The organism is Kitasatospora sp. NPDC004799, assembly GCF_040609095.1.
Taxonomy (GTDB): domain Bacteria; phylum Actinomycetota; class Actinomycetes; order Streptomycetales; family Streptomycetaceae; genus Kitasatospora.
In genome coordinates this window covers 19,548-34,887 of sequence record NZ_JBEXJK010000039.1, presented here as the reverse complement: position 1 = coordinate 34,887, position 15,340 = coordinate 19,548, and the positions used below count along the sequence as shown (strand labels likewise).

9 protein-coding genes are annotated in these 15,340 nt (G+C 72.8%); 8 read left to right on the top strand and 1 reads right to left on the bottom strand.

Annotated features, from left to right (window positions below):
- The coding region (locus tag ABZW03_RS08250; protein ID WP_355253834.1) for a glycoside hydrolase family 3 C-terminal domain-containing protein at positions 1–2,733 on the bottom strand (2,733 nt) is incomplete at its 3' end.
- 236 nt (positions 2,734–2,969) lie between these two features.
- Between ABZW03_RS08250 and ABZW03_RS08245 the strand changes: the two genes are divergently transcribed.
- The 8 genes from ABZW03_RS08245 (at position 2,970) to ABZW03_RS08210 (ending at position 15,305) form a co-directional block, all read left to right on the top strand.
- Complete coding sequence (locus ABZW03_RS08245) at positions 2,970–4,640, top strand: Tat pathway signal sequence domain protein (RefSeq protein WP_355253832.1); 1,671 nt, start codon at positions 2,970–2,972, stop codon at positions 4,638–4,640.
- A complete protein-coding gene (locus tag ABZW03_RS08240) occupies positions 4,637–5,602 on the top strand; it encodes an ABC transporter permease subunit (protein WP_355253830.1) in 966 nt (321 codons plus the stop codon). The genes ABZW03_RS08245 and ABZW03_RS08240 overlap by 4 nt, the downstream gene beginning before the upstream one ends.
- Positions 5,599–6,573, top strand: coding sequence for a carbohydrate ABC transporter permease (locus ABZW03_RS08235; RefSeq protein WP_355253828.1), 975 nt, complete (start codon positions 5,599–5,601; stop codon positions 6,571–6,573). The genes ABZW03_RS08240 and ABZW03_RS08235 overlap by 4 nt, the downstream gene beginning before the upstream one ends.
- A gap of 100 nt (positions 6,574–6,673) precedes the next feature.
- Positions 6,674–7,702: a LacI family DNA-binding transcriptional regulator gene (locus tag ABZW03_RS08230; RefSeq protein ID WP_355253826.1), complete on the top strand. Its 1,029-nt coding sequence runs from the start codon at positions 6,674–6,676 to the stop codon at positions 7,700–7,702.
- Between the two features lie 27 nt (positions 7,703–7,729).
- Positions 7,730–9,742, top strand: a complete 2,013-nt coding sequence (locus tag ABZW03_RS08225; RefSeq protein ID WP_355253824.1) for a beta-galactosidase — start codon at positions 7,730–7,732, stop codon at positions 9,740–9,742.
- A 16-nt stretch (positions 9,743–9,758) separates the two neighbouring features.
- A complete protein-coding gene (locus tag ABZW03_RS08220) occupies positions 9,759–11,912 on the top strand; it encodes an alpha-galactosidase (protein WP_355253822.1) in 2,154 nt (717 codons plus the stop codon).
- Positions 11,913–11,997: 85 nt separating this feature from the next.
- Positions 11,998–13,509, top strand: coding sequence for a glycoside hydrolase family 43 protein (locus ABZW03_RS08215; protein WP_355253821.1), 1,512 nt, complete (start codon positions 11,998–12,000; stop codon positions 13,507–13,509).
- 47 nt (positions 13,510–13,556) lie between these two features.
- Positions 13,557–15,305, top strand: a complete 1,749-nt coding sequence (locus tag ABZW03_RS08210) for a cellulase family glycosylhydrolase (protein WP_355253819.1) — start codon at positions 13,557–13,559, stop codon at positions 15,303–15,305.
- The last annotated feature ends 35 nt before the right edge of the window (positions 15,306–15,340 follow it).

Sequence of the window (15,340 nt, the reverse complement as noted above, 5' to 3'; positions counted from 1 at the left end):
GGCGTAGCGGTCGCCGGTCACGGGCACGTCGATCTCGGCCAGCAGCCGGCCGCCGGCCCGGACCTCCAGCCGGGCGGCGCCGTCCGCGCCGTCCGCGCGGGCGGTCTCGACCTCGACCCGGACGGCGCCGGAGAGGTCGACCTCGCGGAACAGCAGCACCGCGGGCCGCCCGGGGTCGGCGGGCGCCACGGCGTCGCCGTCGGCGCGGGTGGCGTCGACGATGGCGGCGTCCGCGTGGTCGTCGAAGTCGACGGCCCGGACGGTCCGTCCGACGACGGCGCGGGCCGCGGGCGCCGCCCCGGTCACGGTGAGCGGCGTGACGAGGACCTCCTCCTCGGCCGACCTCGCCACGACGACCTCGTAGCGGCCGGGGTCGACGGCGAAGGCGCCGGTGGCGACGTCCCAGTGGGCGAACCGCTCGGCCGGCAGCCGGAACGCCAGCTCGCGGCTCTCCCCCGGCTCCAGCCGGACCTTGCGGAAGTCGGCCAGGCGCAGCCGGGGCGCCTCGTAGCGGGCGTCCAGGGCGCGGACGTAGACCTGGACGACGTCGCTGCCGGGGCGCCGGCCGCGGTTCTCCACGGTGACCGTGAGGTCGACCTCGCCGTCCTGGCCGATGGACGGCTGCGACAGGCGCGGGTCGCGGTAGGCGATGTCGGTGTAGGACAGCCCGTGTCCGAAGGGGTAGAGGGCGGCGCCCCGGTGGTACTGGTAGGTCCAGCCGGCCTTGATGATGTCGTAGTCCAGCGGGGCGGGCAGCGGGTCGTCGCCGCGGTACCAGGTCTGCGGCAGCCGGCCGGCGGGCTCGGCCTCGCCGAGCAGGACGGCGGCCAGCGCGTGGCCTGTCTCCTGCCCGCCGTGGGAGGTCCACACCACGGCGGGCAGGTGCTCTGCGGCCCAGTCGGCGCCGAACGGGTAGCTGCTCATCAGCACCAGTGCCGTCTGCGGGCGGGCTTCGGCGACGGCGCGCAGCAGTTCCTCCTGGCCCTCGGGCAGGCGGACGTCGGCGCGGTCCTCGGTCTCGCGGCCGTTGATCATCGGGTGGTTGCCGAGGACGACGACGGCGGCGTCCGCCGTCGCGGCGGCTTCGCGCGCCTCGGCGCGGCCGTCGCGCAGCAGCTCGCGCTGCCAGCGCTCGGCGTCGTCGGCGCTCCGGGCGGTGACGCTCACCCGGCCGTCGGTCGGGTCCACGGCGGCGTAGCGGCCGGTGAACACGTTGCGCAGCAGCACGGTGTCCTCGCCGGCCGGTTCGAGCCGGAAGGTCTCCTTGACGAACCAGGCCTTGATGACGTCCTGGTCGGCGGCCAGGCCCTCGTCGTCCTGGAGGGCCAGGTAGCGGCCGGTGTCGGCGGCGCGCAGCGCGAGGGCGCCGCCGCCCCAGTCGGTCACGTCGAAGGAGGTCTTGCCGAGCAGGTCGCCGGTGGTGCGCGAGCGCAGGGCGATCCGGTCGCAGCCCTCCACCCGGACGATCTCGCCGCCGTGCGGGGCGAGGGCCGCGCCGAGGCCGGTGGCCACACCGACCCGGTACGGCATGGTGCCGCTGTACCAGTCCTCGAAGAGCGCGTCGGCGAGCGGGCCGATGACGGCGATCCGCGGCGTGCGGGCGGGGTCGAGCGGCAGCAGGCCGTCGTTCTTGAGCAGGACGACCGACTCGGTCGCGGCCCTGCGGGCCAGGGCGCGGTGCTCGGGGCTGTCGATCACCTCCGGGCCGATGGCGGCGTACGGGTCCAGCTCGGGGTCGAACTCGCCGAGACGGAAGCGCACTTCGAGCTGGCGGCGGACGGCGCGGTCCACGTCGGCCTCCTCGATCAGGCCGCGGTCCAGCGCCTCGCGCAGCCGGCCGACCACCGTCTCCGTGTCCTCGCCGTGGTCGGTGTAGCTGTCGATGCCGGCCTTGAGCGCCGCCGCGTGGGACTCGGCGTGGTCGTCGAAGTAGTGCTCCGGGTCGACCAGGTTGGACGGCGCCTCGGCGTCGCTGACCACGAACAGCTCGTGTCCGGTGGGCTCGGCCCAGCGGCGCAGCTCCGCCTCGATCAGCGGACTCACGTGGCAGGGGCGGCCGTTGACCAGGTTGTAGGCGGCCATCGCGCCGGTCGCGGCGCCGGAGGCGATGACCGGGCGGAAGGCGGCCAGGTCGTACTCCTGGAGGACGCGCGGGCGCAGTCCGGAGGAGGTGGTGCAGCGGTCGTCCTCGTTGTTGTAGGCGAGGAAGTGCTTGAGCACCGGGGCGGTGCGCAGGTAGGCCGGGTGGTCGCCGGAGAGCCCGCGGCAGAACGCCTCGCCGACCCGCGCGGTGTGCACCGGATCCTCGGAGTACCCCTCCTCGTTGCGCCCCCACCGGGGGTCGCGCAGCAGGTTGAGCACCGGGGCCCAGGCCTGCAGGGAGTTGGGCCCGCGCTCGGGGGAGCCGACCGCCGGCGGGCGGTGGTAGTGGAAGGCCCGCAGCTCGGTCGAGACCGCCTCGCCGACCGCGCGCACCAGCTCCTCGTCCCAGCTGGCGCCGAGGCCGACGGCCTGCGGGAAGACCGTCGCCACCCCGAGCCAGGAGACGCCGTGGAGGCCCTCGCTGCCGGTGCGGAAGGCGGCGACGCCGAGGCGCGGGACGGCCGGCGCGTACTGGTGCAGCATCGCGAGCCGTTCGTCGAGCGTGAGCCGGTGGAGCAGGTCGTCGACGCGCTCCCGCAGGGGAAGCGTGGGATTGCGGAAACCGGGCAGGCCGGCAGCGGACACGGGCACGGAACTCACCTGGGACACCCCTCGGGCGGGCTGGGCTCGGAGATCGCTTTTCGAAGCGCTTCGACGCTGACACGCTCCCCCGGTCGTGTCAACTCCCCAGGAAACAAACGATTTTGCTTTTGTTCAGCCTCTTGCTCAACTCGTAACGCGTCGTTAGTGTCGCCGAAACATCCAAGCGCTTCGACGCTCATACCGCGCTTCGACGGAGAAGGGGCCCGGCCACCATGAGATCCGGATTGAACCGCAGGAGCTTCCTGACCACCGCCGCCACGGTCGCGGGAGCCGCCGCGATGGCGCCCCTGCTGACCGCCTGCGGCGGCGGCTCGACCAAGAAGGCCGGGGCGAACACCAAGGAGGGCCTCAAGGCCGCCCTGCCGGCCTACGTGCCGAACGCCGGCGCGGTCAAGCCGGACATCGCCCCCGTGCAGGGCTCGGGCGACGCCGCCACCGACCCGGCCTACCTCTCCTACCCGGCGTCCCCTCCCGCCAGCGTCTCCGGCGTTCCGGGCAAGGGCGGCAGCTACACGGCGGTCACCCCGCTGTGGGGCACGGCCCCGCCGGCCGGCAACTCCTTCTACCAGGCGATGAACAAGGCCCTCGGAGTCGAGCTCACCGTCAAGCCGACGGACGGGATCAACTACAGCACCATCATCCCGACGATGACCGCCGCCAAGAAGCTGCCGGACTGGATCAACCTGCCGGCCTGGATGAACAACGCCTTCAACACCGGCGGGCTGGCCGGCACCCAGCTCGCGGACCTGTCCCCCTACCTGTCCGGCGACAACATCAGGAAGTACCCCAACCTGGCCGCCCTTCCCACCGGCGCCTGGCAGCACGGCATCTGGGGCGACAAGCTCTACGGCATCCCGTGCTTCTCCACCACCTTCGGCATCCCCGGCGCCACGTTCTACCGCCGGGACGTCCTCGAGGCCCGGGGCATCACCGCCGACCAGATCAGGTCCGCCGCCGACCTGATGGACCTCGGCAAGGAACTGACCGACGCCAAACGGGGCGTGTGGGCCTTCGACGACGTGTGGACCTACCTCCAGGTCGCCTGGAACGTCCCCATGAACTGGCGGATCGACAACGGCAGACTGGTCCACCCGACGGAGACCCAGGAGTTCATGGAGGCCCTCGACTGGCACAACCGCCTGGCCGCCTCGGGCTCCATGCACCCGGACGCGCTCGCCGGCGACGTCTCCAACGGGGCCACCCGCTTCTACAGCGGCAAGACGCTCATCGCCGGCGGCGGACTGGGTGCCTGGAACCTGAGCGACCACCAGTCCGGCACCGCCGCGGACCCGAACTACCGGCGCGGCGCGCTCAACGCCGTCACCGCCGACGGCAAGGGCACGCCGGTGATCTACATGGGCGCCGCCGCCAGCATGATCAGCTACCTCAACGCCGATCTGAAGCCGGAGCAGATCCAGGAACTGCTCGCCGTCGCGAACTACCTCGCCGCGCCCTACGGCACGGCCGAGTACACCATGCTCAACTTCGGCGTCGAGGGCGTCCACCACACCCGGGTGAACGGCGTGCCGACCTTCACGGAGGAGGGGAAGAAGGACGCCCAGGTGACGACCTACGCGTTCCTGGCCGCCGGCCCCTCCGTGACCAGCAACCCGGGCGGCGAGCAGATCAGCAGGGACTACGCGAGCTGGTCGGCCGCCAACGTCAAGTACCTCACCAAACCGCTCTTCTGGGGCATGAACCTCAGCATGCCGCAGGCCATCGCCTCGGCCGCCGCCGCGCAGAACGTCAACGACGCCATCACGGACTGCTACCACGGCAAGAAGAAGGTCTCCGAGGTGCAGGACGTCATATCCAGCTGGCGCTCCGGCCCCGGGGAGCGGCTCAAGGCGTGGATGACCGACAACGTCCTCAACAAGTACGGCACCGGCCAGTGAGCACCGCGGTGCGCAAGCGCCCGGCCGCCCGCGCCGGCGGGACCGGCCCGGCGCGCCTGGGCTGGCGGACCAGGCTGCGGCGCGACAGGTCCCTCCTGCTGATGACGGTCCCCGCCGTCGTCCTGCTCCTGGTGTTCAACTACGTGCCGCTGTTCGGCATCGTCACCGCCTTCCAGGAGTACGACCCGCTGGTCGGGGTGTGGAACAGCGAGTGGGTCGGCTTCGACCAGTTCCAGCAGCTGCTCAACGACTCGGCGTTCTGGGCCGCGATGCAGAACACGCTGTACCTGAGCTTCGTCCAGCTGGTTCTCTTCTTCCCGGTCCCGATCGCCCTGGCCCTGCTGCTCAACTCGGTGCTGAGCGAGCGGCTGCGCAACTTCTTCCAGTCCGTGGTCTACCTGCCGCACTTCTTCTCGTGGGTGCTGGCGGTCACGATCTTCCAGCAGATGCTCGGCGGCGCCGGCGTGCTCAACCAGTTCCTGCGCCAGCACGACATCAGCACCTGGGACATCATGACCAACCCGGACACCTTCGCCCTGCTGGTCACCTCCCAGGCGATCTGGAAGGAGGCGGGCTGGGGGATCATCGTCTTCCTGGCGGCGCTCAGCGCCATCAACAGCGAGCTGTACGAGGCCGCGGCGGCGGACGGCGCCGGGCGGTGGCGGCGGATGTGGCACATCACGCTGCCGGGCCTGCGCGGAGTGATCGTGCTGATGCTGGTCCTGCGGCTCGGCAACGCGCTGTCCGTCGGCTTCGAGCAGTTCCTGGTCCAGCGCAACGCGGTCGGCCACGAGGCCGCCGACGTCCTGGACACCTTCTCCTTCTACTACGGCATCGCCACCGGCGGCTACAGCTACGGCGCGGCGGCCGGGCTCTTCAAGAGCGTGGTCTCGCTCGTGCTCATCTGGGGCGCGAACAAGCTGGCGCACGCCTTCGGCGAGGACGGGCTGTACCGCAGATGACGAACGCACTCACCATGGGTTCGCGGGGCGAGAAGCGCCGCACCGCGACAGCAGCCGCCCGCCGCCGGGCCCGCTCCGCCCGCCCGCCCTGGGAGGAGCCGCCGACCGCGGCCGGCAAGGCCGCCAAGGGCCTCACGCTCGGCGGGACGCTCGCGGTCATCCTGGTCCCGCTCTGGATCATCGTGCTGACCAGCTTCTCCACCCCCGGCGCCATCAACCGGGCCGGCGGCCTGGTGATCTGGCCGGACGGCCTGACCACCGAGACGTACCGCCAGATGCTCGGCGACCCGACGATCGTCACCGCGCTGGGGGTGAGCCTGGGCATCACCGTGGTCGGCACCGCCGTGTCCATGGTCGTCTCGGTCCTGTGCGCCTACGGCCTCTCCCGCTCCCGGTCGTTCGGGCAGCGCTTCGTCCTGATGCTGCTGATCGTCACCATGTTCGTCGGCGGCGGCCTGATCCCGAGCTTCCTGGTGGTCACCGAGCTCGGCGGCTACGGCCAGTGGTGGGCGCTGATCCTGCCGAGCGCGGTCTCCGTCTTCAACATCCTGGTGCTGCGCTCCTTCTACCAGGACACCTCCGCCGAGCTGATCGACGCGGCCCGGGTGGACGGCGCCGGCGAGTGGCGGATCCTGTGGTCGGTCGTCCTGCCCACCTCGCGCGCCGTCACCGCCGTCACCGCGCTGTTCTACGCCGTCGGGTACTGGAACTCCTTCTTCAACGTCATGCTCTACATGCCGACGGACAGTCAGAAGTGGCCGCTGCAGTACGTGTTGCTCACCTACGTCAACCGGGCCAACGGCCTGCCCGGCTCGGTCAACTCCGGCTTCGGGGAGACCCACGCGCAGACCGCTCCACTGTCCCTGCAGATGGCGGTCGTCGTCCTCACCCTGGTACCACTGGTGATCGTGTACCCGTTCGTGCAGAAGCACCTGCGCACCGGTGTCCTCACCGGCGCGATCAAGGGCTGAGCCGAACCGGGCACCCCAGAACGGGAGCGGCCCCGCGCACGGCCTCCCCGCCGCGCGGCCGGGCCGCTCCCACCGGAACCGACACGAAGGAAGCACAACGATGGTGACACTCGCCGATGTGGCCAGGCACGCCGGCGTCTCGTCGAGCACGGTCAGCTACGCCCTCAGCGGCAAGCGGCCGATCTCCGACGAGACCCGGACCCGCATCGAGCAGGCCATCACGGACCTCGGCTACCACCCCCACGCGGGCGCCCGGGCCCTGGCCGGCAAGCGCTCGCACATCATCGCCCTGGTGGTGCCGCTCCACCCCGAGGTGCACGTGCCCACCATGATGGAGATCGCCATCGCCGTCACCGTCGCGGCCCGCGAACACGGCTACGACGTCCTGCTGCTCACCAACGACGAAGGCCCCGACGGCGTCCGCCGCGTCGCCGCCACCGGACTCGCCGACGGCGTCATCCTGATGGACGTCCGGCTGGACGACGACCGCATCCCGGTGCTGCGCGCCCACGACATCCCCGCCGCCCTCATCGGCCTGCCCGACGACCCCACCGGACTCTCCTGCGTCGACCACGACTTCGCCACCGCCGGCGCCCTGTGCGCCGACCACCTGGCCGACCTCGGCCACCGCGACATCGCCTTCATCGGCTACAGCAGCGGCGTCTACCGGCGGCACGCCGGCTACGCCGAGCGCACCCTGAACGGCTTCCGCGCCCGCGCCGAGCGGCGGGGGCTGCGCTTCCTGCACCGGCCGTGCGAGGGCACCTACGAGAGCACGGCCGGCACCCTGGCCCGGGTCCTCGCGGACCGGCCCGACACCACCGGGTTCGTCGTGCAGAACGAGGGCGCGATCGGCCCGCTGCTCAGCCTGCTGCGCGCCAGCGGACGGACCGTGCCGGAGGACGCCTCCGTCGTCGCCATCTGCCCCGACGCCCTGGCCGAGCAGCACGCCCCCCGGCTCACCTCCGTCACCGGCCCGAAGAAGGACCTCGGGCAGGTCGCCGTCGACCAGGTGATGGCGAGGATCGCCGCGACCACCGCCGGCGACGAGCCGAAGGACCAACTCCTCCTGATGCCACCGGAACTGGTGGTCCGCGAGAGCACCGCACCGGCCCCGCACCGCAGTTGACCTCCCCTACCGAAGGAGCAGCTCCCCATGGACGTCCGCCGGCTCACCGACCGCCTCGGCGGCCTCGCCTTCGGCGGGGACTACAACCCCGAGCAGTGGGACGCGGAGGTGTGGAAGCAGGACGACGAGCTGATGCGCCGGGCGCGGGTCAACCTCGCCACCGTCGGCGTCTTCTCCTGGGCCCTGACGGAGCCCGAGGAGGGCCGCTACGCCTTCGACTGGCTCGACGCCCACCTCGACCGGCTGCACGCGGCCGGCGTCGCCGTCGACCTGGCCACCCCCACCGCCTCCCCGCCGCCGTGGTTCACCCTGGCCCACCCGGACGCCCTGCCCGTCGGCCCCGACGGCACCCGGCTGACCCACGGCAGCCGGGACACCTACTGCGTCGCCGCCCCCGCCTACCGGCTGGCCGCCCGCCGGATCGCCGCCGCCCTCGCCGAACGCTACGGCGACCACCCGGCGCTCGCCCTGTGGCACGTGCACAACGAGTACGTCTCGCTCTGCCACTGCGACCACGCCGCCGCCGCGTTCCGGGTCTGGCTGCGCGCCCGGCACGGCTCCCTGGACGCCCTCAACCAGGCCTGGGGGACGGCCTTCTGGAGCCAGCGCTACACCTCGTGGGAGCAGATCCTGCCGCCCCGGAGGAGCCAGTGGCACCGCAACCCCGGCCAGGCCCTGGACTACAGCCGCTTCTGGTCCGACGAGACCCTCGCCGCCTACCGCGAGCAGCGCGACGCGATCCGCGCCCACAGCGACCGTCCGGTGACCACCAACCTGATGATGCCCGGCTACCAGAGCCTGGACCTGTGGGCCTTCGGCCGCGAGGTCGACCTGGTCTCGGTCGACCACTACCCCACCGCCCCCGGCGTCGACGCCGCCGCCCACGCCGCCTTCGACGCCGACCGGGCCCGCTCCTTCGCCGGCGGCGCCCCCTGGCTGCTGATGGAGTCCGGCACCAACACCGTCTACGTCGGCGACCGCGTCCTCCCCAAGGAGCCGGGCGACATCCTGCGCCACTCGCTCGCCCACATCGCCCGCGGCTCGGAGGGCGCGCTGTTCTTCCAGTGGCGCCAGTCCAAGGCCGGCGCCGAGACGTGGCACTCCTCGATGGTCCCGCACGCCGGGCCGGACAGCCGTACCTTCCGCGAGGTGACGGCGACCGGCGAGGCCGTCGCCCGGCTCGGCGAGCTCGCCGGCTCCACCGCCCGGGCCGAGGTCGCCGTGCTGCACGACTCCGACGCCTGGTGGGCGATGAACGTCGACGGCCTGCCGTCCGCCGAGCTCGACTACATCGGCCCGCTGCGCCGCGCCCACCGGGCGCTGTGGGACGCCGGGCTGACGGTCGACTTCGCCCACCCCGAGCGCGACCTGAGCCGCTACCGGGCCGTCCTCGCCCCCGCGCTGTTCCTGCTCACCGACGCGGCCGCCGAGAACCTGCGCCGCTACGTCGCCGACGGCGGCACCCTGCTCGTCCAGCACTTCAACGGCATCGTGGACGAGCGCCTGCACGCCCGACTCGGCGGCTACCCGGCCGCCCCGCTGCGCGAGGCGCTGGGCATCCGCGTCGAGGAGCACCGCCCGCTGGCGCGGGGCGAGGAGGTCGCGCTCTCCGACGGCTCGACGATCTCCTCCTGGAGCGAGTCCCTGCGCACCGAGGGCGCCGAGGCGCTCGCCGCCTACACCCACGGCCTGCTGGCCGGCCGCCCGGCGCTCACCCGCCACGCCTTCGGCTCCGGCCACGGCTGGTACCTCTCCACCCGCCTCGACGACGCGAGCTACACCGCACTGGTCGGCCGGCTGCTCACGGAGGCCGGGGCCGCCCCGGAGCTGCCGGGCCTGCCGGCCGGGGTCGAGGCCGTCACCCGGCACGCCCCGGACGGCCGGAGCTGGCACGTGCTGATCAACCACCTCGACGAGGCCGTCCCGCTGCCGCAGCCCGGCCACGACCTGCTCACCGACGGCACCGTGAGCCGGCTGCCGGCCGGCGGCTGCGCCGTCCTGCGCGCAATTGTGAACGCTCACCAAGCCCCTCCCGCCTGATCGAGGAAGGCCCACCATGAGCGACCCGCAGGAGACGATCCGCTGGGGCCACGCCGCCCTGGAGCTGGAGATCGCCCTGGACGAGCACGGCACCCCGCGCCTGACCCGCCTCGGCGCGCCCGGCGAGAAGAGCTCCGCCCCGCGCCCCGGCGCACCGCTGCCGCTGGTGGAGGTGACGACCGCCGGTCTCGGCCGCCACTGGTCGGGCCGGCACCTCGTCAACACCGTTCTCGGCGGACGCCTGCGCCACCGCACGCACCGGGCGACCCGGGACGGCGACTGGCAGGTGCTCACCGTCGAACTCCACGACCCGGACACCGGCCTGACCGCCGAGGCGGTCTACCGCTCCCCGGACGGCCTGCCGGTGCTGCGCGCCGAGGTGCTGCTGCGCAACGAAGGGCCGGCCACGCTGCACCTGGAGTCGGTCGCCTCGCTCGTGGCCGGCTGCCTCACCGGGGGCGACCCGGCGGATCTGGACGGCGCCGACCTGCTGTGGGCGGAGAACGAGTGGTTCGCCGAGTGCCGCTGGCACCGCCAGCCGCTGCGCGTGTCCTCGCCCGAACGGAGCGGCCGCTTCCACACCACCTCCGGCCGCAGCACCCGCGTCGTGGCCGGACAGGGCGTGTGGTCCAGCTGCGGCCACCTGCCGATGGGTGCCCTGACCGACCGGGAGTCCGGCCGCACCTGGCTGTGGCAGATCGAGCACAACGGCGGCGGCTGGCGCTGGGAGGCCGGGGTGCGCGACGACACCGCCTACGCGGCGCTGTACGGACCGAACGACGCCGACCACGGCTGGCGCCACCCGCTGGAGCCCGGCGCCGAGTTCCGCACCGTCCCGGTGGCGCTCGCCCTGGCCCCGAGCGGCGGCCCCGACCTCGCCTTCGCCGGCCTCACCCGCTACCGCCGCGCCACCCGCCGCCCGCACCCCGACCACCACCGCCTGCCGGTGATCTTCAACGACTACATGAACTGCCTGATGGGCGACCCGACCACCGCGAAGCTGCTGCCCCTGGTCGACGCCGCCGCCGAGGCCGGCGCGGAGTACTTCGTCATCGACACCGGCTGGTACGACGACGGCGGCGACTGGTGGAGCTCCGTCGGGGCCTGGGAGCCGTCGGCCTCCCGCTTCCCCGGGCCGAAGGGCATCCACGAGGTCCTGGACCGCATCCGGGAGCGGGGCATGGTCCCCGGCCTGTGGCTGGAGCCGGAGGCGGTCGGGGTGAACAGCCCGGTCGCCGCGGCCCTGCCGGAGGAGGCGTTCTTCCGCCGCGACGGGCAGCGCGTCGAGGAGGGCGGCGGGCGCTACCACCTGGACCTGCGCCACCCCGCCGCCCGCGCCCATCTGGACGCCGTGGTGGACCGCCTGGTCGGCGGGTGGGGCGTCGGCTACCTCAAGCTCGACCACAACACCGACCCGGGCTCCGGCACCAGCGCCCACCCCGGTGAGGCCCCGGCGGCCGGCCTGCTCGGCCACAACCGGGCCCAACTCGACTGGCTGGACGGCATCCTGGACCGGCACCCGGACCTGGTGATCGAGAACTGCGCCTCCGGCGGCATGCGGATGGACCACGCCCTGCTCTCCCGGCTCCAGCTGCAGTCCACCAGCGACCAGCAGGACCTGCTGCGCTACGCGCCGATCGCGGCGTCGGCCCCCACCGCCGTCACACCCGAGCAGGGCGCCGTCTGGGCCTACCCGCTGCCCGGGGACTCCCCCGACGAGGTCACCCTGACCATGGCCAACGCGATCCTCGGCCGCATCCACCTCTCCGGCAGGCTCACCGAACTACGGCCGGAGGCCCGCGGCCTGGTCCACGAGGCGGTGGCCGTCCACAAGTCGATCCGCGCCGACCTGCCGCAGGCGCTGCCCGCCTGGCCGCTCGGGCTCCCGGGCTGGGAGGACCCGTGGATCGCCCTGGCCCTGCACACCCCGGCCACCACCTACCTCACCGTCTGGCGGCGCTCCGGCGAGCAGACCACCAGGGACCTCGGCCTGCCCCACCTGGCCGGCACCGAAGCCCGCGCCGAGGTCCGCGTCGAGGTGCTCTACCCGTCCGCCGGCCAGGCGTCGGCCACCTGGCACCCGGACACCGCCGCACTCAGCGTGACCCTGCCGGCGGCCCCGTCCGCCGTCCTGCTGCGCCTCACCAGGGAACCGTCCGAGCGGAGTTGACGCGTCCCGTGGGGCTTCTCAAGGCCACCCGGGCCGGCAGTGACGACCACCACCCCGACCCGCACCTCCGAAAGGACCCGACCACGTGTCAGACCAGCCCCAGCCGACCGGCACCCTGCCCAACCCGGTGATCCCCGGATTCCACCCGGACCCGAGCGTCTGCCGCGTGGGCGACGACTACTACCTCGTCTGCTCCAGCTTCGAGTACTTCCCCGGCATCCCCGTCTTCCACAGCCGCGACCTGTTCCACTGGACACAGATCGGCAACGCCCTGGACCGGCCGAGCCAGTTGCGCCTGCCGCGCGAGTCCCCGTCCTCCGGAGGGATCTACGCCCCGACGCTGCGCCACCACGACGGCCGCTTCTGGCTGATCGTCACCAACGTCAGCGGCGACGGCAACCTGCTCTTCACCGCCACCGACCCGGCCGGCCCGTGGTCCGACCCGATCCGGCTGCCCGGCGTCCACGGCATCGACCCGGACCTCGCCTGGGACGAGGACGGCACCTGCTGGTGCACCGTCGCCGGGGTCTCCCAGGTCCGTCTCGACCCGGCCACCGGCGAAACCCTCGGCGAGCCGCGGCGGATCTGGTCCGGCGCGCCCGGCGCCATGGCCCCCGAGGCCCCGCACCTGTACCGGATCGGCGAGTACTGGTACCTGATGATCGCCGAGGGCGGCACCGAGCGCGGCCACGCCGTCTCCATCGCCCGCGGCACCTCGCCCAACGGCCCGTTCGAGCCCTGCCCGGCCAACCCGGTACTGACCCACCGCGGCATCGACAGTCCCGTCCAGAACACCGGGCACGCCGACCTCGTCCAGGCGCCCGACGGCTCCTGGTGGATGGTGCTGCTGGCGGTCCGGCCGCGCGGCGGCACCCCCGCCTGGTACGTGCTCGGCCGGGAGACCTTCCTCGCCCCGGTCGCGTGGGTGGACGGCTGGCCGGTGGTCGGGCGAGTCACCACCGAACTGCCCGTCCCGGCCTGGCCGCTGCACCCCACCGCCGCCGTACCGGCCCGGGACGACTTCGACCAGCCCGAGCTCCACCCGCAGTGGATCTCGGTGCGCGAGCGTCCCGAGCGGCTGTGCACCACGAAGGAACGTTCCGGCTGGCTGACCCTGCGCGCCGCGGGCGCCTCCCTGGACGAGCACGACGTGGTGTTCGTCGGCCGGCGCCAGCAGCACCTCGGCTGCCGGGCCCGCACCCTGATCGACCCCGCCGGGGGCCGCGGCGGCCTCGCCGTCCGGATGGACGAGGAGCACCACTACGAGATCGAGGCGGCCGACGGCGAGGTGCGGGTCTTCGCCCGGATCGGCTCGCTGCGCACCGAGGTGGCCTCCCGTCCGGTACCCGCCGGAGCCGTGGTGCTCGGGGTCGACGTCGTCCCGCGGCCGACCCGCGGCCCGCGCACCGGCCCCGACGACGTCGTCCTCGGCATCGAGGAGCCTGACGGCACCTTCACCGCGCTCGCCACGCTCGACGGGCGCTACCTCTCCACCGAGGTGGCCGGCGGCTTCACCGGCCGGGTCATCGGCATGTACGCCGCAGCCGGCACCGTCCACTTCGACCGGTTCGACTACGAACCCCTCCCACTCCCCTGACCACCCGCCAGGGGGCTCCCCCACCCGTTCACCCGAAGGGACATCCCGTGAACGACGCACCGCAGACCACTCGCTCCCGCAGCCGGCTCCAGCGCACGGCCGGCCTCGTGGTGGCCCTGATCACCACCGGCAGCCTCGCCGGCGGCACCGCGGTCGCCGCACCCGCCGACCGGGCCCCGTCGGCGGCCGAGGCCGCCGGGGTGAGGGTCCCGCAGGACCCGATGGCCGCCGTGGCGCAGATGCAGCCGAGCTGGAACCTCGGCAACACCCTCGACGCCATCCCGGACGAGACCTCCTGGGGCAACCCGCGCGCCACCAAGGCCACGTTCGACGGCCTCAAGGCCCAGGGCTTCCGCAGCGTCCGCATCCCCGTCACCTGGTACACCCACCAGTCCGCCACCGCGCCGTACACCATCGACCCGGTGTGGATGAAGCGGGTCAAGGAGGTCGTCGACCTCGCGCTGGCGGACGGCCTCTACGTCGAGATCAACGTCCACCACGACTCGTGGCAGTGGATCAAGTACATGTCCACCGACCACGACGCCGTCATGGCCCGGTTCAACGCCACCTGGCAGCAGATCGCCACCGTCTTCAAGGACGAGCCCCGCACGCTGCTCATGGAGAGCATCAACGAGCCCCAGTTCGCCGACGCCACCGACGCCCAGAAGACCCAGTACCTGCGGGAACTCAACACCTCGTTCCACAGCATCGTGCGCGACTCCGGCGGCAGGAACAAGGACCGGCTGCTCGTCCTGCCCTCCGAGGAGACCAACAACGCCCAGCACTGGCTCGACGACCTGGCCACCACCATGAGTGCGCTGAACGACCGCAACCTGGTCGCCACCGTGCACTACTACAGCTGGTACCCGTTCAGCGTCAACATCGCCAACGGGACGACCTACGACGCCACCAGTCAGAAGGACCTGACCGAGGGCTTCGCCCGGGTACACGACACCTTCGTCGCCAAGGGCATCCCCGTCTACCTCGGCGAGTACGGCCTGCTCACCTCGCCCTACTCCGGCGTCGTCGAGCGCGGCGAGATGCTCAAGTACTTCGAGCACGTGAACTACGAGGCGCGGCGCAACGGCATGACCTCCGCCGTCTGGGACGCCTACCACGACTTCCTGAACCGCGACACCATGCAGTGGGAAGTCCCCGAGATGAAGGCCCTGATCCAGAGCTCCTGGCGGACCCGCTCGGGCACCGCCTCCACCGACAACCTCTTCCTGCCGAAGTCCGGCCCGATCGCCGCGCAGACCGTCACCCTGAACCGCAACGGCCTCCGGTTCGCCGGCCTCTGGCAGGGCGACCGCCCGCTCATCCCGTACGTCGACTACACCCTCGACGGCGACCGGCTCACCCTGACCGCCGGTGCCCTCACCCGCCTCGCCGGGGACCGCGCCGCCGGCGTCAACGCCACCCTCGAAGTCCGCTACTCCGACGGCGTCCCGTGGAAGCTCTTCGTGCGCTCCTACGACAGGCCCACCATGGCCGACGCCACCGGAACCACCGCCGGGCTCACCATCCCCACCCGGTTCAACGGCGCCCTGATGGCCAACGTGCAGTCCACCTACGCCGACGGCACCGCCGCCGGCCCCGCCTCCTGGACCACCTACCAGACGTTCGACAACTACCGCGCCGACTACGGCGCCGGCACCACCACCGTCAAGACCGAGTTCCTCACGTCCCTCAAGGACGGCGCCCCGGTGACCCTCACCTTCCGCTTCTGGACCGGTGACACCGTCACCTACACCGTCACCAGGTCCGGCGACACCGTGACCGGCACCGTCTCCTGACCGCCGTTCGTCCCCGCCCCGGCCGCCTCCCCGGC

Excerpts from the sequence above, each read along its gene's own strand:
- ABZW03_RS08225 (WP_355253824.1), top strand. The coding sequence starts at position 7,730 with ATGGACGTCCGCCGGCTCACCGACCGCCTCGGCGGCCTCGCCTTCGGC.
- ABZW03_RS08230 (WP_355253826.1), top strand. The coding sequence starts at position 6,674 with ATGGTGACACTCGCCGATGTGGCCAGGCACGCCGGCGTCTCGTCGAGC.
- ABZW03_RS08235 (WP_355253828.1), top strand. The coding sequence starts at position 5,599 with ATGACGAACGCACTCACCATGGGTTCGCGGGGCGAGAAGCGCCGCACC.
- ABZW03_RS08220 (WP_355253822.1), top strand. The coding sequence starts at position 9,759 with ATGAGCGACCCGCAGGAGACGATCCGCTGGGGCCACGCCGCCCTGGAG.